The organism is Clostridium sp. AF34-13 (assembly GCF_003477845.1).
GTDB classification, from domain to species: domain Bacteria; phylum Bacillota; class Clostridia; order Lachnospirales; family Lachnospiraceae; genus Butyribacter; species Butyribacter intestini.
In genome coordinates, this window is record NZ_QUEB01000009.1 from 28,311 (window position 1) to 48,870 (window position 20,560).

General features: G+C 35.9%; 22 protein-coding genes. 20 read left to right on the forward strand and 2 right to left on the reverse strand.

Translation table 11 applies throughout. The features are described from left to right. Positions 1–422 precede the first annotated feature (422 nt). From DWZ63_RS08795 to DWZ63_RS08840, 11 genes are all read left to right on the forward strand, one after another. Complete coding sequence (locus DWZ63_RS08795) at positions 423–2,147, forward strand: adenylyl-sulfate reductase subunit alpha (protein WP_118499521.1); 1,725 nt, start codon at positions 423–425, stop codon at positions 2,145–2,147. Beyond that, positions 2,128–2,442, forward strand: coding sequence for a ferredoxin family protein (locus tag DWZ63_RS08800; RefSeq protein WP_118499523.1), 315 nt, complete (start codon positions 2,128–2,130; stop codon positions 2,440–2,442). The genes DWZ63_RS08795 and DWZ63_RS08800 overlap by 20 nt, the downstream gene beginning before the upstream one ends. 22 nt (positions 2,443–2,464) lie before the next feature. Beyond that, positions 2,465–3,364 (forward strand): sulfate adenylyltransferase subunit CysD, encoded by a 900-nt coding sequence (gene cysD, locus DWZ63_RS08805; RefSeq protein ID WP_118499525.1) that lies wholly within the window; start codon positions 2,465–2,467, stop codon positions 3,362–3,364. A 1-nt stretch (position 3,365) separates the two neighbouring features. Continuing rightward, a complete protein-coding gene (locus DWZ63_RS08810; RefSeq protein ID WP_082440751.1) occupies positions 3,366–5,009 on the forward strand; it encodes a GTP-binding protein in 1,644 nt (547 codons plus the stop codon). 122 nt (positions 5,010–5,131) lie between these two features. After that, the gene (locus tag DWZ63_RS08815; protein ID WP_055944600.1) at positions 5,132–5,578 is read left to right on the forward strand and encodes an Rrf2 family transcriptional regulator; all 447 of its coding nucleotides are present in this window, start codon (positions 5,132–5,134) and stop codon (positions 5,576–5,578) included. Between the two features lie 335 nt (positions 5,579–5,913). Then, on the forward strand, positions 5,914–6,822 hold the full coding sequence (locus DWZ63_RS08820) for a hypothetical protein (protein WP_147353213.1): 909 nt from the start codon (positions 5,914–5,916) through the stop codon (positions 6,820–6,822). 476 nt (positions 6,823–7,298) lie between these two features. Next, on the forward strand, positions 7,299–8,186 hold the full coding sequence (locus tag DWZ63_RS08825; RefSeq protein WP_118499527.1) for a hypothetical protein: 888 nt from the start codon (positions 7,299–7,301) through the stop codon (positions 8,184–8,186). A 246-nt stretch (positions 8,187–8,432) separates the two neighbouring features. Next, complete coding sequence (locus tag DWZ63_RS08830; RefSeq protein WP_118499529.1) at positions 8,433–8,927, forward strand: hypothetical protein; 495 nt, start codon at positions 8,433–8,435, stop codon at positions 8,925–8,927. A gap of 17 nt (positions 8,928–8,944) precedes the next feature. Then, complete coding sequence (locus DWZ63_RS08835; protein WP_347474837.1) at positions 8,945–10,069, forward strand: MBOAT family O-acyltransferase; 1,125 nt, start codon at positions 8,945–8,947, stop codon at positions 10,067–10,069. Positions 10,070–10,105: 36 nt separating this feature from the next. Beyond that, on the forward strand, positions 10,106–10,357 hold the full coding sequence (locus DWZ63_RS16205) for a hypothetical protein (protein ID WP_347474838.1): 252 nt from the start codon (positions 10,106–10,108) through the stop codon (positions 10,355–10,357). Positions 10,358–10,383: 26 nt separating this feature from the next. Continuing rightward, positions 10,384–11,625 (forward strand): DHHW family protein, encoded by a 1,242-nt coding sequence (locus DWZ63_RS08840; RefSeq protein ID WP_118499531.1) that lies wholly within the window; start codon positions 10,384–10,386, stop codon positions 11,623–11,625. A gap of 136 nt (positions 11,626–11,761) precedes the next feature. Here the strand turns inward: DWZ63_RS08840 and DWZ63_RS08845 are convergent, their stop codons facing one another. Further along, complete coding sequence (locus tag DWZ63_RS08845) at positions 11,762–12,382, reverse strand: response regulator transcription factor (protein WP_118499533.1); 621 nt, start codon at positions 12,380–12,382, stop codon at positions 11,762–11,764. Between the two features lie 25 nt (positions 12,383–12,407). After that, entirely contained in the window at positions 12,408–13,259 is an 852-nt protein-coding gene (locus DWZ63_RS08850; RefSeq protein ID WP_118499535.1) for a histidine kinase, read from the reverse strand. A gap of 34 nt (positions 13,260–13,293) precedes the next feature. Between DWZ63_RS08850 and DWZ63_RS15550 the strand changes: the two genes are divergently transcribed. From DWZ63_RS15550 to sigK, 9 genes are all read left to right on the forward strand, one after another. After that, entirely contained in the window at positions 13,294–13,518 is a 225-nt protein-coding gene (locus DWZ63_RS15550) for a hypothetical protein (protein ID WP_147353214.1), read from the forward strand. A 236-nt stretch (positions 13,519–13,754) separates the two neighbouring features. After that, entirely contained in the window at positions 13,755–14,696 is a 942-nt protein-coding gene (locus DWZ63_RS08855) for an ABC transporter ATP-binding protein (protein ID WP_347474839.1), read from the forward strand. Positions 14,697–14,719: 23 nt separating this feature from the next. Continuing rightward, positions 14,720–15,844: an ABC transporter permease gene (locus tag DWZ63_RS08860; protein ID WP_182431474.1), complete on the forward strand. Its 1,125-nt coding sequence runs from the start codon at positions 14,720–14,722 to the stop codon at positions 15,842–15,844. Next, positions 15,831–16,994 carry an ABC transporter permease gene (locus tag DWZ63_RS08865; protein ID WP_118499539.1) on the forward strand — a complete coding sequence of 388 codons (1,164 nt, stop codon included), beginning with the start codon at positions 15,831–15,833 and terminating at the stop codon, positions 16,992–16,994. Before DWZ63_RS08860 ends, DWZ63_RS08865 begins: the two co-directional genes overlap by 14 nt. Before the next feature lie 135 nt (positions 16,995–17,129). Further along, positions 17,130–17,258, forward strand: coding sequence for a hypothetical protein (locus tag DWZ63_RS16125; RefSeq protein WP_022014342.1), 129 nt, complete (start codon positions 17,130–17,132; stop codon positions 17,256–17,258). Beyond that, positions 17,218–17,361: a hypothetical protein gene (locus DWZ63_RS15695; RefSeq protein ID WP_172794169.1), complete on the forward strand. Its 144-nt coding sequence runs from the start codon at positions 17,218–17,220 to the stop codon at positions 17,359–17,361. The genes DWZ63_RS16125 and DWZ63_RS15695 overlap by 41 nt, the downstream gene beginning before the upstream one ends. 340 nt (positions 17,362–17,701) lie before the next feature. Next, positions 17,702–18,478, forward strand: a complete 777-nt coding sequence (locus DWZ63_RS08870) for a class I SAM-dependent methyltransferase (RefSeq protein WP_055945625.1) — start codon at positions 17,702–17,704, stop codon at positions 18,476–18,478. Between the two features lie 177 nt (positions 18,479–18,655). Continuing rightward, positions 18,656–19,612 (forward strand): hypothetical protein, encoded by a 957-nt coding sequence (locus tag DWZ63_RS08875; RefSeq protein ID WP_022014340.1) that lies wholly within the window; start codon positions 18,656–18,658, stop codon positions 19,610–19,612. A 288-nt stretch (positions 19,613–19,900) separates the two neighbouring features. Further along, on the forward strand, positions 19,901–20,533 hold the full coding sequence (gene sigK, locus DWZ63_RS08880) for an RNA polymerase sporulation sigma factor SigK (protein WP_022014339.1): 633 nt from the start codon (positions 19,901–19,903) through the stop codon (positions 20,531–20,533). Positions 20,534–20,560 lie beyond the last annotated feature (27 nt).

The following is a 20,560-nucleotide window of genomic DNA, read 5'->3' on the forward strand; positions in this document are numbered from 1 at the left end:
TTGGATGGCAGTTCTTTTTATGGCTGAACTGTTAGTTATTTTGTAACAGTTCAGCCTTGCATTTCTTACATTCATAAACCTGCCAGCGAGCTGTCAGTCGCTGCTTTGCAGCTTCTGTTTATTTACGCGAAAGCAAAGTGAGGATGGAACAAATAAATTTGTTCCATCTGAGCGCACTCGCGAGGGCTTTGCCCTCATTTCAGAAATGAAAGGCTATTCTACCATAAAAAGCTACTTAACAATACAATGAACAAGCTCATTGTATTGCCAATTATCTTTTTATGGCTGAACTGTTACCTTATTTTTAATATTTTTATATAATTCCTATTGACATGATAGGAAAAGTAGGGTATAGTTATAGCCATGAGTTACTAAAACATATAGAAAAAGTAGGAAATACGATAAATAAAGGGGGTTGGCCAATGGATTTTAGAGAACTGACAACCGATGTGCTGGTCATTGGCGGCGGCACGGCAGGCTGTTATGCAGCTATCACGCTCGGTCAGGAGAAGGATGTAAATGTCCTTATCGTTGAAAAAGCCAATATTAAGCGAAGCGGCTGTCTTGCAGCAGGTGTAAATGCCATAAATGCTTACATCACAGAAGGTCATGTTCCACAGGATTATGTGGATTATGCAAAAAAAGACGCTGACGGTATAGTGAGAGAGGATCTGCTTCTTTCAATGTCAGAGAGGCTAAATGAAGTTACGGCACATATGGAACACCTCGGTCTTGTTATTTTAAAAGATAAAGATGGCAAATATGTTGCAAGAGGCAACCGAAATATAAAAATAAATGGTGAAAATATCAAGCCTATACTTGCAGAGGCAGTAAAAAAACTTGATAACACAACAGTTATAAATCATGTAAACATCACTGATTATATAGTTGAAGACGGTGTTATCAAAGGTGCTTACGGGTTTGATGTAAATGACAGGACGGTTTATAAGATAAATGCAAAAGCAGTCATCTGTGCGACAGGCGGTGCGGCAGGTCTTTATAGACCGAACAATCCGGGATTTTCAAGACATAAGATGTGGTATCCGCCGTTCAACACCGGAGCAGGATACGCTATGGGTATAAAGGCGGGAGCCGAGATGACAACATTTGAGATGCGTTTTATCGCACTCAGATGTAAAGACACGATAGCACCTACGGGAACTATTGCACAGGGAGTTCATGCAAAGCAGTTAAATTCTGCCGGTGAGATATATGAAGATAAATATGGTATTACAACATCACAGCGTCTTTATGGTACAGTAACAGAGAACAAAGAAGGCAGGGGTCCTTGTTACTTAAAGACAGACGAAATATCAGATGAACAGCAGAGCGATCTTTACAAGGCATATCTCAACATGGCACCGAGCCAGACGCTCAAATGGATAGAGTCGGGAAGAGGTCCTAAAAATGAAAATGTCGAGATAGAGGGAACAGAGCCATATATAGTAGGTGGTCACACGGCGAGCGGCTATTGGATAGACAATGACAGAAAGACAACTATCACCGGTCTTTATGCGGCAGGTGATGTTGCAGGAGGATGTCCTCAGAAATATGTCACGGGAGCATTGGTAGAGGGTGAGATAGCGGCACAGTCGGCAGCAGAGTATGTAAAAGAATTTGCAGGCTCGGATACAGATAGTAAGGCAGCAAATGATTCATCAGTAAAAGTTATCGATGGCAAAGATGCTTCGACAGATGAAAAGAAAGCCGAGTATGAAAGCTATTTCGCAAATCCAAAAGGATTTATAGATACAGAGCAGCTTGAGGAGACCATGCAGAAAATAATGGATCAGTATGCAGGCGGCATAAGTACAAATTACGAGTATAATGAGAGCAGACTTGAGATTGCAAAGAAAAAGATTGACGATATTGAAAAACTTTCTGTAAATCTTCATGCGGATGATATGGACGATTTGCTGAGAATTTATGAATTAAAAGAGAGATTAGTCGTATGTAAAGTTTTAATTGAGCATTTAAAGGCAAGAAAAGAGACAAGATGGCACAGTTTTGCCGAAAATTTGGATTATACTAATAAGAGCGACGATTATCTCAAATATGTAAACTCAAGATATGAGGATGGCAGGATAAAAATTATTTACAGAGATTTGGTGACGGGAGGTAAGGTTTATGAGCATTCGGATAAATGATGAAAAGTGTGTCGGATGCGGACTTTGTATTGAAGCCTGTCCGGGAAATCTGATTAAAAAAAATGAAAAAGGAAAAGCTTTTATAAAGCATGAAAGAGATTGCTGGGGTTGCACATCATGTATAAAAGAGTGTAAAATAAATGCAATTGACTTTTTTCTGGGAGCTGATGTTGGAGGCGCAGGCAGCGTTTTATCAGTATCCTCTAAGGGAGATATAAATACATGGACGATCACAAAGGCTGACGGAAGTGTAGAGGAGATAGTTATAAACCAAAAAGACGCTAATAAATATTGATAAAAGGAACAGGAGGTTCGTTATGGGAAGTTTATCTCATCTTGATGAATTAGAGGCAGAGGCAATCTACATAATAAGAGAAGTGGCAGCGGAGTTTGAAAAGCCGGTAATGCTTTACTCAATCGGTAAAGACAGTTCGGTAATGCTTCATCTTGCAATGAAAGCATTTTATCCGGAGAAACCACCATTTCCATTCCTTCATGTAGATACAACATGGAAATTTAAGGAAATGATAGAGTTTCGTGACAAAATGGCAAAGAAACTTGGAATTGACCTTATAGTATATACAAACGAAGATGGAGTTAAGAAAGGAATCAATCCTTTTGACCACGGTTCAGCTTATACTGACATTATGAAAACACAGGCACTTAAACAGGCACTTGATAAATATCAGTTTACGGCAGCATTTGGCGGCGGCAGACGAGATGAAGAGAAATCGCGTGCAAAAGAGAGAATCTTCTCATTTAGAAATGAAGCTCATGCGTGGGATCCTAAGAACCAGCGTCCTGAGATGTGGAAACTTTTCAACAGTAAGATATTTAAGGGTGAGGAAGTAAGAGCATTCCCGCTTTCAAACTGGACAGAGAAAGACATCTGGCAGTATATAAAGAGAGAAAACATTGAAATTCCTTCACTTTATTTTGCAAAAGAGCGTCCTGTCATTGAGAGAGACGGAAATATCATTATGGTAGATGATGACAGACTTAAACTCAGACCGGGTGAGAAGATAGAGTACAAGAAAGTTCGTTTCCGTACACTCGGATGCTATCCTCTTACGGGTGGTGTTGAGTCAGATGCAGAGACACTTGATGAGATTATTGAGGAGACACTTAGTGCGGTAGAGTCAGAGAGAACAAGCCGTGTTATTGACCATGAGGCAGCAGGCAGCATGGAAAGAAGAAAGAAGGAGGGTTATTTCTAGGATGAAAGGATTATTAAAATTTATTACATGCGGAAGTGTGGATGATGGAAAATCTACACTTATAGGACATATATTATATGATTCAAAATTACTTTATGCCGACCAGGAGAAATCACTTGAGCTTGATTCAAAGGTTGGAAGCAGAGAGGGAAAGATTGACTACTCACTTCTTCTTGACGGACTTATGGCAGAGAGAGAGCAGGGTATCACGATAGATGTTGCATACCGTTACTTTACAACAGACAATCGCAGTTTTATCGTTGCCGATACACCGGGTCATGAAGAATATACAAGAAACATGGCAGTAGGTGCATCATTTGCAGACTTATCGGTTATACTTATAGATGCAAAGCAGGGTGTTTTAGTTCAAACAAGAAGACATGCACGCATCTGTGAGCTTATGGGAATTAAATACTTTGTATTTGCCGTAAACAAGATGGATCTTGTAGATTACAGTGAGGACAGATTTAAGGAGATAGAAGCTCAGATTGCTGAACTTGCAAAAGAGCTTGACCTGGCAAATTATGTCATCGTGCCTGTATCAGCAACAGAGGGTGATAACATCACGACAAAATCAGAAAATACACCGTGGTACACAGGTGTTCCGCTTCTTGAGTATCTCGAAAATGTTGATATTGAAGAAAAGACAACAGAAAAAGGTTTCTATATGCCTGTTCAGAGAGTAAGCCGTCCAAACCACACATTCAGAGGTTTCCAGGGACAGGTTGAAGCAGGAACAATAAGCGTAGGTGATGAGATAACAACACTTCCAAGCAATGAGAAAGCTCATGTAAAGAGCCTACTTGTAGGAGACAAAAAGGCTGAGACTATCGAAAAAGGACAGCCGGTTACAATACAGCTTGACAGAGAGGTTGATGTATCAAGAGGATGTGTACTTGAAAAAGACACAGATATAAAAGTATCATCATCAATCACGGCAACACTTCTCTGGATGGATGATGATATTCTCGAAAACGGCAAAAACTACTTTGTAAAACTCGGAACAAAAATGATTCCTGGTATCGTAACGGAAATCGTTCACACTGTAGATGTAAACACAGGTGAGGAAAAGAAAGCTGACAAACTTTCAAAGAATGAAATCGCACTTTGCACAATATCGCTTGCGGATAAGATTGTAGTAGATGAATTTAAAAACCACAAGACACTTGGAGAACTTATCCTTATCGACCGTGTAACAAACATGACATCAGCTTGTGGTGTTGTTGAAAAAGTAAATGAGGGCGGTGAAGGACTTTTTGCAGGAAGAGTTGACAGAAATGTACGAGCAGCATTAAACGGTCAGAAAGCAGTAGCAATAGCATTCCCGGTTGAGAGACAGGGCGTGTCAAGAAGTCTCCTTGAAAAAGTAGAAAAAGAACTTTCAATCCAGGGCAAGCATACATACCTTTATGCTCCGGGGTCAGAAGAAAATATTTCAGATGTTATCAAGCATCTTCACCATGCAGGAGTTATAACATTACTTCTTGTAGAGGAGAAATATGCATCAACAGTAAGAATTGCGAGTGAAGAGTATTATCATGTACTTCCTGAGGATATCAAGGTCGAGACAGATGAAATTGTTAAATATATTGATGAACTTTCTGCCTATGATGTGAGAGTGGCAGGAAACGGTGAATTTATTTGAAGAGCAGAATAGGCATTGCCCGGCTTTTGTATGAACGGTAATGTTAAGAAATAATGTACTCTCGGAATTCTTCGTTCAAAAGATTACGAGAGTACATAATAAAATATGGAGGGGTTGTAGATATGAAATTATCCAAGAGAGGCAGATATGCGTTAAGAGCATTGGTTTATCTTTCACTTAACAGTGATAAAGAGAAAATGACATTGAGCAAGATAGCAAAAGAAAATGATATATCTACCAAATACCTTGAGCAGATTTTTTCAAATCTAAAACGCTCCGGTATTGTAAAAAGTGTGGCTGGTATAAACGGAGGTTATCTTCTTGCAAGACCATCCACAGATATAAGCGTGGAGGATGTATTAAATGCAGTGGAGGGTGATTACAAGATAGAGGACGAGGAAATATCCGAAAACTGTATGGTAAAAGGTATATCCAAAGCACTCCAGAGACTTGTTATAGACCGTATAAATGAGGAGACAGGAAAAGTAATCAAAAATGTAACACTCAGAAAACTGGCTGATGAATATTCAAACACAGACAGAGATGCGGATGAGATGTATTATATCTGATGAGATAAAATGGAATGGAAAGATGGACTGTTTGCAATGCAGGTAGTCCGTCTTTTTTATTATGTTTACTATTGTATGGTAAAAAACTGAGAGGTGATGTATAAGAAAAAAACATTATCAAATTATAAAATTAAAGAGTCAATCATTGCTTTTGTGTGATGGGGCAATACATGATTGTACGTAGCACGAATATCCTTTCATGAATGAAATGTCTTGACGAACATATATTCATGTGATAATATAGAAATACAAAAGACGAACAAATGTTTGCAAAACTGGGAGAAATTATTGCATTTTTATTATACAGTATGTATAATGTAAGAAAGGAGACATTTATGGGGAAAGAAAATGACATACAGTGGCATTTGGGATTTTGTGCCGCAATGGAACTGGAGCTTAGGGAGTATGCAGACAAGCTGGAATTTCACAGAGAATATCCACTCAGTCGAAAGCCATTGCTCATAGACCTGCTTGTAGTGGAAAAGACAGATGACTTTGAGATAACAAATGATATAGGTCAGATATTCCGGAAGCATAACATTATGGAATATAAGTCTGAAAATGATACACTAAACGAAGATACATATTTCAAAGTTATGGCATATGCCTATCTGTATAAGAGCAGTGAAAAACACATAGGTGACATAGATATAAACAGTGTGACTGTTACATTTGTGAGGGAAAGAAAGCCGGAAAAACTTTTAAGATGGTTTTCGGATAATAATTACAAAGTATATGAAAAAACTAGAGGAATATACTATGTAGAAAAAGATGGATTTGTAAAAACTCAGGTCGTAGTCACGGCAGAAGTTGGAGAAAAAGAACATATATTTCTAAAGACATTAAAAAGAGGATTGAAAAGAAGTACGGTAGATAATTTTTTAGATGAAGCATTTGAACTGCATGAGCCTTTTGAAAAAGACTGCATAAATTCATTACTGGGAATAATGGTATCATCAAATCAGGAGTTATTTGACAGTATAAAGAATGGAGGGACAGGAATTATGAATGAAGTATTAAGAGAATTTTTTAAGGATGAGATAAAGGCAAATGAAGAACAGGCAATGAAAAAAGGAATAGAGCAGGGAATAGAGCAGGGAATAGAACAAGGAATAGAACGAGGCAGGATAGAAACTTTATATAACGACTGCAATATGTCAGTGCCGGATATAGCAAAAAAAGTATCAAAATCTGAAGATTATGTAAAAGAGATTATAAAGAAAATATCAGCAGCTTGTCTGTAAAAATATGGAAATATATCTGAAAATACAGAAAATACAGATACAAAATAGAAAACATCAATTAAAAAATGAAGAAAAGATGGACTATCTAATACCAAGATAGTCCATCTTTTAATATAGAGGGAAATGCTCGTAATGTAGTGTGATACCAACGAGAATTGCGAAGCAATTCTTGTTGGCAAAACGCCGGTTTTGCCTTTTTTTTTGCTGAAAAAAACGGAAACCGATTTTTGACATGGGTGTGTTATGGTAGTAAATACAGGTAATTTAGTTGGTTGCAAAACTGGTTTTATGTTGTGATTATCACAGTTTTGCAAATGCCTAAATAATTTGTGAAAGGAGGATTTGCAGGATGTGAGAGACAAAGACACTGATGACTGAAAAATACTATAGAAAGAGGTGAAGTGATATTTTCTTGATAAAATAGCTAAAGAAATAAAAATTAAACTATATTAAATAAGAAACGGAGGAAAAAGAAAATGAGAGAAAGGGTAAAAAAATATTTATATGTAATAATTTCATTATTGCTTGTACTGAGTGTTTTTGGAGGTGAACTGTCAGCGAGAGATGCACAGGCAAAAACAGTAAATCGTGTATTTAAAGGAAGAAATAACTGGCTGTTTTATAATGCACAGGGTGATGGTACTACGATTTACGATTATAAGGGAATTAATCATTACTCAAAATTCAATTTAAGAAGAGTTGAAAACAATTTAAAGACGGCAAAGAGAGCCGTGAAAAAAAGAGGTGCCGAGTTTGCAGTTTTGTTTGCACCAAACAAAGAGACGATTTATTCAATGTATATGCCAAAATCAATCAAGAGAAAGACGACATATTCACGCTATGACCAGTTGAGGGACTACCTGAATAAAAGTGGTGCGATAAAAGTAATATGTCCGAAGAAACAACTTCTCAAATACAGAAAAAAATATCAGCTTTATTATCCTAATGACAATCATTGGAATGTCAAGGGTAGATATATTGGTGTTCAGGAGATGTTAAAGATTACGGATGGCGAAGATGAGGTTACACCGCTTTCAATCGAGGATGTGAAGTTCAAAAGAATAAAAGACCGCACAGGTGATCTTAATATTTTATCTAACGGTAAGTATAAGTTTAAAAGCAAATGTTTTCTGTTGAAAACAAAGATTAAGAAACAGTATAAGAGCAATAAAAAAGTTTTAATCGTAGGTGACAGTTTTGGGGAATGTATGTCTAAACTTGCGAAAAAGTTTTATAAGAAAGTTGGATTTGTTCATATATACAATTTTAGCATGAAACAGGTTAAAGGATATGATTATGTTATCTGGGAATCTGTAGAGCGTTACCAGGATAAATACAGTAGAATTAATTTTGCAGCAAAATAACAGTTAAATTACACAAGATTTGTGTCTGTGCACACTTGACACAAATTTAATACTATCAAGGAAGTCCCATATTTCTATTGTGCGTAGCAATAAGTGCAATGTGAGGATTTGTTTGTATCAGGAGGGGCTGCAAGCCACTTCTGATATGCTGATGCAGTAGCTGATAGTGTTATGTGCAAGTAGCAGAGCGGATTGCGAATATCCGTTTACTATGTATAAAAAATGTGTGCAGAAATGAGGATTATTATGAAAAACAAAAAATTATTTTTAGGAACAGTATTAGTATTATTGGTAAGTATGCTTTTAGGTGTAAATGTAAACAGTGCAAGTGCTAAGGACAGCAAAGAGAAAAAAGCGTGTGCTGCTGCAATAAAAGCGACAGGAAATGTAAAAAAGATAACATATAAAAGCACAACGGCTTCAGATTTTGATGCGATTTCATTTACACATCAGAAGAAAGTTGCGTCATCATTTTTCGTAACAAGTGATAATATGGCATATTGCGTTTGCGTTGCAAGAGCAAAAAATGTAAATTATGCAAAAAAACTTTACAAGGCATTTAAGAATTATAAGTATAACAAAACACATGATACATATTTTAAAAAGGATTATACAAAAAGCGAACAGAGTGTTCTTAAGAGTGCTGTTTACGGAAGAAAAGGAAAGTATGTATGGTACATTTCAATGGGAAATACAACAAACAATAAAAAAGGTGAAAGAGCCGTCAAGAAAGTATTGTAAGGCTTAGGAGGAATAGAATGGTATTTAGCAGTCTGTTGTTTTTGGTGCGTTTTTTACCAATCGTACTTATTTTATATTACATTTCACCTCGTAAATACAGAAATTTTGTGTTGTTTGTGTCAAGTTTGTTCTTTTACGCATGGGGAGAACCTGTTTATGTGACCTTAATATTGTTTTCGAGTGTTGTTGATTATATTGCGGGAAGAATGGTCGGTTATTATAAACAGCTTGGCAGTAAAAAAGGTCAAAAGATAGCGGTGCTTTGCTCGGCAACGATAAATCTGAGTTTATTGTTTGTGTTTAAATATGCAGACTTTTTTATATCTTTGGTCGACCATGTACCGTCGATAAATATTGCACAGCTAAATCTTGCCCTGCCGATAGGAATTTCATTTTATACATTTCAGACCATGTCTTATACGATAGATGTATATCGCGGCGAGGCGAAGGTGCAGAAAAATTTTATTACTTTTGGTGCATATGTGGCACTGTTCCCACAGTTGATAGCAGGTCCTATTGTTCGTTATCAGACCGTGGCAGAGCAGATGGATTCGAGAAAAGAAACACTTGATTTGCTTAAACAGGGAGTTCTCAGATTTGTTGTCGGTCTTGGAAAAAAGGTTTTGATAGCGAACCAGGTCGGTGCTTTGTGGAACGAGATTGCACAGACAAAAGTAAATATGCTTACAACATCACAGGCATGGCTTGGAGCTGTTGCATTTACATTACAGATATATTTTGATTTTTCGGGATATTCTGATATGGCGATAGGTCTTGGAAAGATGTTTGGTTTTGAGTTTTTGGAAAACTTCGATTATCCGTATGAGTCAAAAAGTATCACGGAATTTTGGAGAAGATGGCATATATCGCTCGGAACATGGTTTAAGGAATATGTGTATTTTCCTTTGGGCGGAAACAGGAAAGGGAAAAAACGCCAGTTTCTTAACATAGCCATTGTTTGGTGTCTGACAGGATTGTGGCATGGTGCGGCAATATGTTTCGTAGTCTGGGGAGTCTATTACGGCTTGCTGCTGATAATAGAAAAAAGTATTTTAAAAAAGTTTTTGGACAGGCTTCCGGCTTTTATTGCGAGAATATACACTTTAGTCATCGTTACTGTCGGATGGAGCATCTTTTCATGACCGGATATGCTTGACGGCGGCAGGTATTTAAAAACGATGTTTGGATTGGACGGTGCGGGAATTGGAAACTCCCACACGGCATTTATGCTGCTCAATTATCGGTTTGTTCTTCTGATGGGAATTATCGGCTCTACCTCTTTGGCAAAGCGGTTGTCAAACCGCATCCTGCCGGATGGGACGCTGAGACGGGAGATTTTGGCGGCATTGTTTGTATTCCTTATATTGGGAATATGTATGGCTTATTTGATAAATTCGTCATATAACCCGTTTTTATATTTTCGTTTTTAGAAATATTTTTATGGAAAGGTGGACATATGAGAAAATATTTGTCAGTTATTGTTTTTTTGTGTGTTATTTTTGGTTTTACCATCGGTTCGGCGGTTGTTCCGTCAAAAAAGTTTTCAGAGATGGAAAAGCGTAATCTTCAGCAGAAACCAAAGGTATCTGTCAGTAGTGTTGTAAAAGGCAGTTATCAGAAGAAGTATGAAAAGTATCTGTCAGACCAGTTCTTTTTGCGTGACAAATGGGTGAATATTTACGCTCAGTTAGAAAAAAATACAGGTAAGAAAGAAATCAATAATGTATATATCGGAAGGGATGATTATCTTATTGAAAAATATTCAGAACGGGATTTTGATGATGAATTGCAAAAAATGAATGTAAAAAATCTCGCATTGTTTCTGGATGCCTGCTCGGAAGAATTAGGAAAGTCGAATGTTACTTGTATGTTTGTTCCGTCAAAGATTGATGTATTACGAAATAAATTATCTGTTTTGGAGGAAGATTATGACGGAAGTAAAATCGTGGAGAGGGTATGGTCAAAAGTAAAAAATAAAGACAGGGTAGTTAATCTTGCAGATGTGTTGAAAAAGCGGAGCAACGAGTATATCTACTATCGTTCCGACCATCATTGGACAACGCTCGGTGCATATTATGCTTATCAGGAATATGAAAAGTTAAATGGAAGAACAGCTCCCGCGTTGAAAGAGTATAAGCAGAAGGTTGTATTTGATGATTTTCTGGGAACTACCTACAGTAAATCCCATGTTCCGGTAAAAAAGGACGAGGTCACAACATTTAGCAGGGGAGATGAAAAAGTCAGCATAAACGGCAACAATGGAGAATTTACATCCAATTCATTTTATTTTGAGGATGTTGCTAAAAAAAGTTCTGACCGTTATCAGTTGTTCTTTTCTAAAAATACGGGCAAGATTGAAGTTACAACATCGGCTAAAAACAACAAGGTGCTGCTGGTGTTGAAAGACTCTTATGCAAACTGCTTTATTCCTTTTTTGTCTAATGAGTACAGTAAGATAATCATGATAGACTGTCGCTATACAAAAATGAAAATGAAGCAGATATTCAGGCAGTACCCCGAAATAACAAATGTTCTCGTCATGTATAATATTGAAAAATTCAGAAAAGATACGCATATTTCTTCATTGCAAATGTCTTTGGAGGAGTTGAAAGCTGCAAGGACTAAGACTAATGATAAAGATAAAAAGGATAAAGATAGTGAGGAGGATATTTTTTCTGGCCTTGTTTCGCTTGATTAGTCCGTTGGTTTAATGGGAAAGTATTTAACATTGTCAAACAGGCAGCAGAGCGGATTGTGAATATCCGTTTGAGTTTATATAATTGTAAAAAATAAGAACCTGACTATTTGGAATATAAAGAATCAGGTTCTTATTTTCATATATGCTTGTAATAAAATATGGCAAGCTGTGTCCTGTCACGGAGTCCGAGTTTATCAAGTATGCTGCTCAAATAATTTCTTACCGTTCCCTCACTCAGATAAAGGTCTGCCGCAATTTCTTTGTTACTGTGTCCATCTGCAATTTCTTTAATGACTTCAAGTTCACGCTCATTTATATCGTAGTCAGAGTAATCAAATTCATGTTTTTTATTTAAAAGTTCCGGAAGTTTTGAAATTATCTCAGTGCCAAATACAGACTGTCCGGAGTAAACTGCTTCAAGTGTGGGAACAATCGCCGTATAATCCTGTTTTAATATGTAACCCTTTGCACCATATTTGAGTGCTGTTACTATATATTCATCATCGAGAAAAGTTGTGAGAAGAAGTATTTTTGCGGTATTGTCAAAGGATAATATTTCTTTTGTGGCATCAAGACCGCTCATTTCTTTCATTTGAATATCGGTGAGCAGAATGTCAGGCTTGAATTTTTTATATAATCTTACGGCATCAGTACCGTCTGAACCGGTTGCGGTCACGGTTACTTTGCCTGAGGATTCAAGAATTGTTTTAAGTGCTTCTGTTACAAGTGTATCATCGTCTACTATTATTATATTCATAGTTTATCTCCATTCGTGTTATTTTTTATATAGTATGAAAATTTTTTGGAATAGATATAAAAATGCAAAATCCGTTATCAGTATAAATTTTTATAGTGCCCTTTAACATATGTATTCTGGAGTACATATTGTTTAGACCGATACCGGAAGTTACGCTCAGATAGCTTTCCGATTCATAAGGTGAGCAGTCAAAGTCTGTGGCATTAGTGCCATTGTCCTGCAAAATGAGCTGATATATTGCAGGATGTTCTCTGAGCGTCAGTTTTACGGCAGTCGCATTGCTGTGTTTTTCAATATTTGTCAGTCCCTCTTTTACTATTGCTATAAAGGTATATTTAACATCATTTGGAATATTTTCTTCAATATCATATATAAGGTTTATTTTGCAAAAATCAAAGTCTGCGGTAAGATTTTTAATTGTATTTTCAAGGCTTATGGAATTATTGTGCAGGTTGTGGACACTTTCGCGTATATTGTTCATTGCCGTTGAAAGACATTCTTCAAGGTTATCTATAGAAGGACATAAACTTTCGTTTTTATTTACGACTTTTATCGCACCCGTAAGCATAATTGCACGCGTGAGCATATGACCTACATTGTCATGAATTTCCCTTGCAATACGGTTTCTTTCCATAAGTGTTGCGTTATTTATCTCATAATCCTGATTGGTGAGCAGGCTCTTATTTTTTTCTTTGAGAAGAAGATTTATTTCGGTGCTGTCATCCCTGAACTGTCTTGAATGTTCAATAAGTTTTTCATGTTCATTTGCAAAATGGCATATATGAACTGAAAAAATGCAGAGTATAAAAATATATAAACTCAGATAAACAGATGCACCATTCGGCAGAGTGAGGTTATATAAGTTTCCACAAAGCATACATCTGAACAATGTAAATAACAGGTATAAAGCGGTGATATTACGGTGGCACTGTCTTACGATACAATATAAGGCAATAGGAAGAAAAGCCGTGGCAGTCGGAGAGACAAGCGTAAAAATACCGTATAAACAACATATAAAAAATGTAAAGCGGCTTTTGTCAAGAAAGTATGTATATGTGAGGATGACAAAAGCAAAAAGTATGCCTGTAATCGTAGAAACCCAAAATATGTCTGCGTTTTTATCAAGTGCAAAATAAAAAAGGCATAATATAAAAATTAAAATACAGTTTGTAAAGTGTTTCAAGGCAGACTCCTTTTTATTTTCATTGTAATAGATATAATTATATCACAAAACTAAAAGATATGTCTTTATGAATAAGTATGACATTTGTCATTTTTTTTGATGACAGTGTTCACTACAGGAAATAATGTTTTTTCGTATAATAGGAAGTGTAATCGAAAATAACCTGATTTATTAGAAAAGAGGATTTTTATGAATGAAAAAATGATTAAAATAGATAATATTGTGAAAAGATATGGAAGTTTTGTTGCTCTTGACCACCTTAAACTTGAGATAAGAGAGGGAGAGATTTTCGGGCTTTTAGGTCCGAATGGCAGTGGAAAGACTACTACTATCAGTTGTCTGTTGGCTCTTTTGAGATATGACAAGGGGGAGATTGATATATTCGGGGAAAAGATGACACCGGACAGTTATGAACTTAAAAAAAATATCGGCATAGTTCCACAGGAGATTGCGGTGTTTGATGAGCTTACAGTGAGACAGAATATTGATTATTTCTGTGGATTATATATAAATGACAGGAAAAAACGAAAGAAACTTGTGGATAAGGCGATAGATTTTGTTGGTCTTGAAAAATACATAAAGATGTATCCGAGACAGCTTTCGGGCGGACTTTTAAGGAGACTGAACATAGCGTGCGGGATAGCACACGAACCTAAAATAATAATAATGGATGAGCCTACGGTTGCCGTTGACCCGCAGAGCCGCAACAGCATACTTGAGGGAATTAAAAGACTCAATAAAAATGGTGCGACAATAATATACACTTCACATTATATGGAGGAGGTTGAGCAGATTTGTTCAAAGATAGCGATAATTGACAAGGGACAGTGCATAGCATACGGAACTAAAGAAGAACTTAAAAAGATGATTAAGACGGGAGAAACAATAACTTTAGAAGGAATTATGCTTGAGGCTGAAAATATAAAAGAAATAGAGAACATACCTCATGTTTTTGATGTTTCATACAATGAGCAGACGCTTGTTGTGCGATGCACAGGTGCAAAACACAATCTTATCCGTATCTTAGAGTATATGAATAATAAAGATATTTCATTCGGCAGGGTATTTTCAGAACTGCCTACATTAAATGATGTTTTTCTTGAGATAACAGGGAAGAAACTCAGAGACTAAAGAATATAGAAATGAGGTGCATTATGTTACATGAAATAAAGTATAGGATAATAACGATTTACAGGGATAGGCAGGCTGCTTTCTGGTCGCTTTTATTTCCAATAATACTCGGTACGCTGTTTTCACTTGCTTTTGGAAATTTCGGAAAGGACATAGATACGATAGATACAGCTATTGTAAAGGAAGATACTTCTGACAGTGCAAGGGCTTTTGAAAATTATTTAAAAGAGATAGAAAAAAGTGACCCAAAGGTAATTAAACTTAAAGTCATGTCTGACAAAAAAGCAAAACAAAGTCTGAAAAAGGGAAATATTTCAGGGATTTATTATGTGAAAGAAAAGCCGGAGCTTACAGTTACGGATTCAGATATGCAGGTTAGTATATTAAAAGAACTTTTAAGTGAGTATGACCAGAATGTTTCATTATATAAAGACATTGCGAAAGAACATCCCGAAAAACTTGAGGAGATTATAAAAGATAATTCTTATTACAATATGTCAAAGGAAGTCGGCATAAGCGGAAAAGAGGTTCACGGAGTAGTGCAGTATTATTTTGCACTTATAGCAATGGCTTGCCTTTTTGGAGGATATGTCGGATATACGATAGGAATACAGCTTCAGGCAAATATAAACAAGGTTGCTATAAGGAGAAATATATCATCTTTTGGAAAACTAAAAATGATTGTGTGTGACACATTAGTGGGCTGGGGTGTTCAGACGGTAAATGTGTCGGTATGTCTTTTATATCTCAAATATATTTTAAAAATAGATATAGGAAGCAATATGCCAAAAATGTTTGCCGTATGTATGGTTGGAAGTCTTATCGGTGTTTCAAGCGGTATATTTATCGGCTGTCTTGGAAATATGAGTTATGAATTTAAGATAGGTGTGATAACCACATACAGTATTTTAAGTAGTTTTCTTGCCGGACTTATGATAGCACAGATAAAGGGAGCTATTGAAAAATATTGTCCGATTGTAAATAGGATAAATCCGGCAGCACTTATATCTGATGCGATTTACAGCATGGATATTTATGATGAGCCGTCCAGATTTAATCTTGATATGTTTATTATGATATTTATGGCGGTTTTGTTTACGGGTGTTTCGTTTTTGATAATGAGGAGAAAAAGATATGACAGTATTTAGCGGATGTTTAAAGATTATAAAGAGTAAGATTGGCATAACGATTATGTATTTTGTTATATTTACCGGAATAAGTATAGCAATGCAGTTAAATAACAGTAAACAGTCTGTGACAGATTTTCAGTCAAAAAGGATGGATATAGCATTTGTAGACTGCGATAAAAGTGAGATTTCAGGGTACATATATGATTATCTGAATACAAATCATAATGTACGGAAAATGAAAAATGATAAGTCGCTTATGCAGGAAACACTCTATTACAGTCAGGAAGATATGGTGATAAAAATTCCAAAAGGTTTTGGTGATAAGGCACTTAAAAATGGTGGGACAGAAAGATTTATTCAAATAACACAGGAACTGGGAAGTTATGGATATATTTATGTAGAGCAGCAGATAAACAGAGTTTTAAACAGCATGAGAAAATATGTAAATGCAGGATTTTCAGTAAAACAGGCATACAAAAATACAATATCCGTAAAGAAAAGCCGTGTAAATCTTATTGATATAAACGGAAACGGCGGAGAAAAAACTGATTTTTCATATATGTTTAGATTTTACCCGTATCTCGCAATAACGGTAATCTGTACATCTGTGGGAATGGTGCTTGTAGCTTTCAAAAAAAAAGAAATCGTAAGGAGAATGAATTCGTCGGCGACAAGTCTTAAAAGCCAGAATGTGCAGCTTCTTCTTGTGTTTTCTATATTTGGCATTATTATATGGCTGTTAAGCCTTATAATAGCATTCTTTATGTATGGAAGAATTGAGTTTTTAAAATCTCCTAATATAGGATTATATATATTAAATTCGTTTGTAATGACAATAACGGCACTTACGATAGCATATTTTATAGGAATGATGGTAAAAAAGACAGAGATGGTAAATCTTATCGTGACACCTGTATCTCTTGGAATAAGTTTTATTTCGGGAGTGTTTGTTGAACTTAGTGTGCTTGGAGATACGGTAAAAAAGATAGGCAGATTTCTTCCGGTTTACTGGTATGAGGATTTAAACGATATGCTCTCGACATATAGTGAGCTTAGCAAAAGCCAGTTAAATAAGGTATATACAAATCTGCTGTTGCAGCTTTTATTTGCGGTGGCATTTATAGGAGGAGCACTTGTTGTAACAAAGTACAGGAGAGAAGAGAAATGAAAATATCAGTGCACAGAAAAATGTCAATGATAACAAAAAGTATGTAGAATATGACAAAAATCCGATAAACTCTCTTTTTTATGCTATAGTTTTTATCGTAATAAAAATAAACTAAGCATAGAAAAGAGGTTAATTATGAGAAAGATGTTAAAGAAAATTGTAAGTGCCGTACTTGTTTCAGCAATAATGTTTACATCATTAAATATTCAGTCTGCAGGTGCAGATGCGGCGAGCAAAAATAAACGGAAAAGAAACTTCTTATAAAGTATATAAGAAAAAATTTAAGCAGTTGACAAAGGGCGGAAAAGAAAGTCAGTTTAAATTAAAGAAAAACACCGCAGCAAACAGAAGTAAATATCTTAAATAAAATACGGAACAGTCTGTTATTATCGGCAGGCTGTTCTTTTTGGTTAGTGTAACAGTTCAGCCTTTCATTTCTTACATTCATAAACCTGCCAGCAAGCTGTCATTCGCTGCTTTGCAGCTTTTGTTTATTTCATTTCAGAAATGAAAGGCTATTCTACCATAAAAAGATAATCAACAATACAATGAGCAAGCTCAAGTATTGTCAATTATTTTTTATGGCTGAACTGTTACGGTTAGTAACAGATTACATTATATATACTGGATTTTTTTAATAATATGTTATATTATATAATGGATTATTATGTAATTATATATAAATCCGGAGGTTTGCCGTGAAAGAAATGACGGAACTTGAAAAATATTACAATAAATTTAATGAAGAAAAAAGACTGACGAGAAGACATGGTCAGGTGGAATTTATTACATCTATGAAATACATACATGAGTGTATAGGTGACAGAAAATGTGTAAAAATACTTGATATAGGTGCAGGTACGGGAAGATATTCTGTCGCACTTGCAGAGGAAGGGCATGATGTGACGGCAGTTGAACTTGTAAAGTACAATCTCGGTATATTGAAGTCAAAAAACAGTACGGTCAAGGCGATGCAGGGAAATGCCATGAAATTATCAAAACTTCAGGATGATACTTTTGACATAACACTGCTCTTTGGTCCTATGTATCATCTTTTTGGATTTGAGGATAAATTAAAAGCCATGAATGAAGCAAAAAGGGTGACAAAGCCGGGAGGAAAGATACTTGTTGCGTATTGCATGAATGAATACAGTATATTGACATATGGATTTAAGCAAAATCATATAAAAGAAGTTGTAAAAGCGGGAAAAGTTACAAAAGATTTTCATTGTCTGCCTGAAAAAGAGGATTTGTATGATTATGTGAGGGTCGAGGATATAGACAAAATCCGCAAAGCAGCTGACTTAGACAGGATAAAACTTATATCTGCCGACGGACAGGCAGACCTTATGCGTCCTGTATTAAATGCGATGGATGAGGAGACTTTTAATCTGTTTGTGGAGTATCATCTTGCGACCTGCGAGAGACAGGAACTTGTAGGTGCGGGTGCACACACGGTGGATATTTTGGAAAAGCGATTATAAAACAAAGTTCTTGTAATAAAAGTTTGTGGGATGTATAATAGTGGTTGTGTCAAAATTTCATGCTATGCAAATAAGAGTACACATATAAGGGGATGGTTTCTTAGTCAGAGGCTTTATGGTGTGTATGCAGAACATAGTTGAAGTGACAATGTGAAATATCATATGGAGGAAGAAAATATGTATAATATACTAAGCGGTTGCTTAAATCCAAATCAGATAACAATGATAGGTATTCTCGCAGCATTCCTGCTGACATTTATATGTCTTAAATTTCCATTTCCGTTTCTGCCGGTGGATCAGGGCAGGGAGTTTGCGGTAAACGGTGCATTATCAAAGGGAAAGACAAGAGGTGTCGGACTTACATTTGTAATAGTATTTATTATCTGTTCGCTGCTCTTTATGCCGATAACAAGAGAGTTTATCATATATTGCATACTTTTATTTGCAATAATGTTAAGCGGTTATCTTGATGATGCGGCAGAGACACCATGGCAGGATTACAAAAAAGGTGCGATAGACCTTATTTTATCTATTGTTACAATGTGGACATTCTTAAACTTTAATGAGTCTGTTATACACATTGGAAAAAATGTTATCACACTTCCGATGCCGGTTTATTTTGTGCTCGGTATAATTCTTATCTGGGTTTCAATAAATGTAACAAACTGCACAGACGGTGTGGACGGGCTTTCAGGAAGCCTTTGCTGTGTTGTAATATCAGCGTTTACGGTGATTTTTGCAAATGAACTCGGATATTATGTGATAGCTGATTTTATATTTGTGGCAACGCTTCTTGCTTATCTTTATTTCAATTCAAATCCGAGCAGTATGCTTATGGGAGATGCAGGTTCAAGGGCACTCGGATTTTACATTGCCATTATTGCAATGAAAACGGGACATCCGATAAGCTACATATTACTTGCTATTGTGCTTATAATTGACGGAGGTCTTGGACTTGTAAAGATTTTTTTGAAGAGATTTTTGAAGATTTCAATCCTTGTAAATACAAGAACACCGCTTCATGACCATGCACGAAAAAATAAAGGGTGGTCGGATACACAGGTTGTGTTCAGATTTATAATAATGCAGATAGTCGCTGCGATGATAGGTTATATAATCATTAGTCTGTTATAAAATGACAGGGTATATTTGCAGGATTATATTGCACAAGCTGTTATAAAATACTTTTTGACAAAACATCATAAATAAAAAAGACATGGCATAAATAAGAAGACAGGTCATGTCTTTTTTGATTTATACAGATGTTTATGTATTATTTTGTATTAAAAATTGTGTGGCTGCAACAGATTTTCGGATACAATTATATGCAGGATAGCTGCTGTATCATTTTACCGGGTGGTCATGCACAAAATGTTGTCAACGGGCATAATATATAAATGATAATGTTTAGAGGTGCTTGAGGTGCAATCCTTTCCAAAACCAATGAGTGCAAAAGAAGAGGAAGAATGCATCAAAAGATACCAAGTGGGAGACAGGAGTGCGAGAGAACTTCTTATTGAAAAAAACCTGCGGTTAGTCGCATATATAGTTAAAAAATATAATACATCTGACAGGGAGCTTGAAGATCTTATCTCGATAGGGACAATAGGTCTTATAAAAGGTGTGGATTCTTTTGACGGTTCAAAAAATATAAGACTTGCAACTTATTGTGCAAGATGTATTGAAAATGAAATATTGATGAATATAAGAACGGAAAAAAAGACATCAAGAAATGTTTATCTGTACGATTCGATAGGTTCGGACAAAGAGGGGAATGAAATAAATCTTATAGATGTTATCGAGTATGAAGATGAGGATATTGTAGAAAAGATTACGCAGGATGAGAGAATAAAGAGACTTGATGATAAAATAAAAGAAGTTTTAAGTGGGAGGGAGCAGGATATTATAAGGAAGAGATACGGTATAGGTGGTTTTAAGATAAAAACGCAGCGTGAAATTGCAGCCGAGTATGGAATATCAAGGTCTTATATATCGAGAATAGAAAAATCAGCATTGCTTAAGCTGAGAAAAAGTTATGAAAATGATTGTTTATAGATGGCGGTTGTGTTAATATATAGGATA

Bases quoted from the DNA above. Each gene is read 5' to 3' on its own strand.
- DWZ63_RS08795 (WP_118499521.1), top strand. From the start codon at position 423: ATGGATTTTAGAGAACTGACAACCGATGTGCTGGTCATTGGCGGCGGC.
- DWZ63_RS08800 (WP_118499523.1), top strand. From the start codon at position 2,128: ATGAGCATTCGGATAAATGATGAAAAGTGTGTCGGATGCGGACTTTGT.
- cysD (WP_118499525.1), top strand. From the start codon at position 2,465: ATGGGAAGTTTATCTCATCTTGATGAATTAGAGGCAGAGGCAATCTAC.
- DWZ63_RS08810 (WP_082440751.1), top strand. From the start codon at position 3,366: ATGAAAGGATTATTAAAATTTATTACATGCGGAAGTGTGGATGATGGA.
- DWZ63_RS08815 (WP_055944600.1), top strand. From the start codon at position 5,132: ATGAAATTATCCAAGAGAGGCAGATATGCGTTAAGAGCATTGGTTTAT.
- DWZ63_RS08820 (WP_147353213.1), top strand. From the start codon at position 5,914: ATGGGGAAAGAAAATGACATACAGTGGCATTTGGGATTTTGTGCCGCA.
- DWZ63_RS08825 (WP_118499527.1), top strand. From the start codon at position 7,299: ATGAGAGAAAGGGTAAAAAAATATTTATATGTAATAATTTCATTATTG.
- DWZ63_RS08830 (WP_118499529.1), top strand. From the start codon at position 8,433: ATGAAAAACAAAAAATTATTTTTAGGAACAGTATTAGTATTATTGGTA.
- DWZ63_RS08835 (WP_347474837.1), top strand. From the start codon at position 8,945: ATGGTATTTAGCAGTCTGTTGTTTTTGGTGCGTTTTTTACCAATCGTA.
- DWZ63_RS16205 (WP_347474838.1), top strand. From the start codon at position 10,106: ATGTTTGGATTGGACGGTGCGGGAATTGGAAACTCCCACACGGCATTT.
- DWZ63_RS08840 (WP_118499531.1), top strand. From the start codon at position 10,384: ATGAGAAAATATTTGTCAGTTATTGTTTTTTTGTGTGTTATTTTTGGT.
- DWZ63_RS08845 (WP_118499533.1), bottom strand. From the start codon at position 12,382: ATGAATATAATAATAGTAGACGATGATACACTTGTAACAGAAGCACTT.
- DWZ63_RS08850 (WP_118499535.1), bottom strand. From the start codon at position 13,259: ATGCTTTGTGGAAACTTATATAACCTCACTCTGCCGAATGGTGCATCT.
- DWZ63_RS08855 (WP_347474839.1), top strand. From the start codon at position 13,755: ATGAATGAAAAAATGATTAAAATAGATAATATTGTGAAAAGATATGGA.
- DWZ63_RS08860 (WP_182431474.1), top strand. From the start codon at position 14,720: ATGTTACATGAAATAAAGTATAGGATAATAACGATTTACAGGGATAGG.
- DWZ63_RS08865 (WP_118499539.1), top strand. From the start codon at position 15,831: ATGACAGTATTTAGCGGATGTTTAAAGATTATAAAGAGTAAGATTGGC.
- DWZ63_RS16125 (WP_022014342.1), top strand. From the start codon at position 17,130: ATGAGAAAGATGTTAAAGAAAATTGTAAGTGCCGTACTTGTTTCAGCA.
- DWZ63_RS15695 (WP_172794169.1), top strand. From the start codon at position 17,218: ATGCGGCGAGCAAAAATAAACGGAAAAGAAACTTCTTATAAAGTATAT.
- DWZ63_RS08870 (WP_055945625.1), top strand. From the start codon at position 17,702: ATGACGGAACTTGAAAAATATTACAATAAATTTAATGAAGAAAAAAGA.
- DWZ63_RS08875 (WP_022014340.1), top strand. From the start codon at position 18,656: ATGTATAATATACTAAGCGGTTGCTTAAATCCAAATCAGATAACAATG.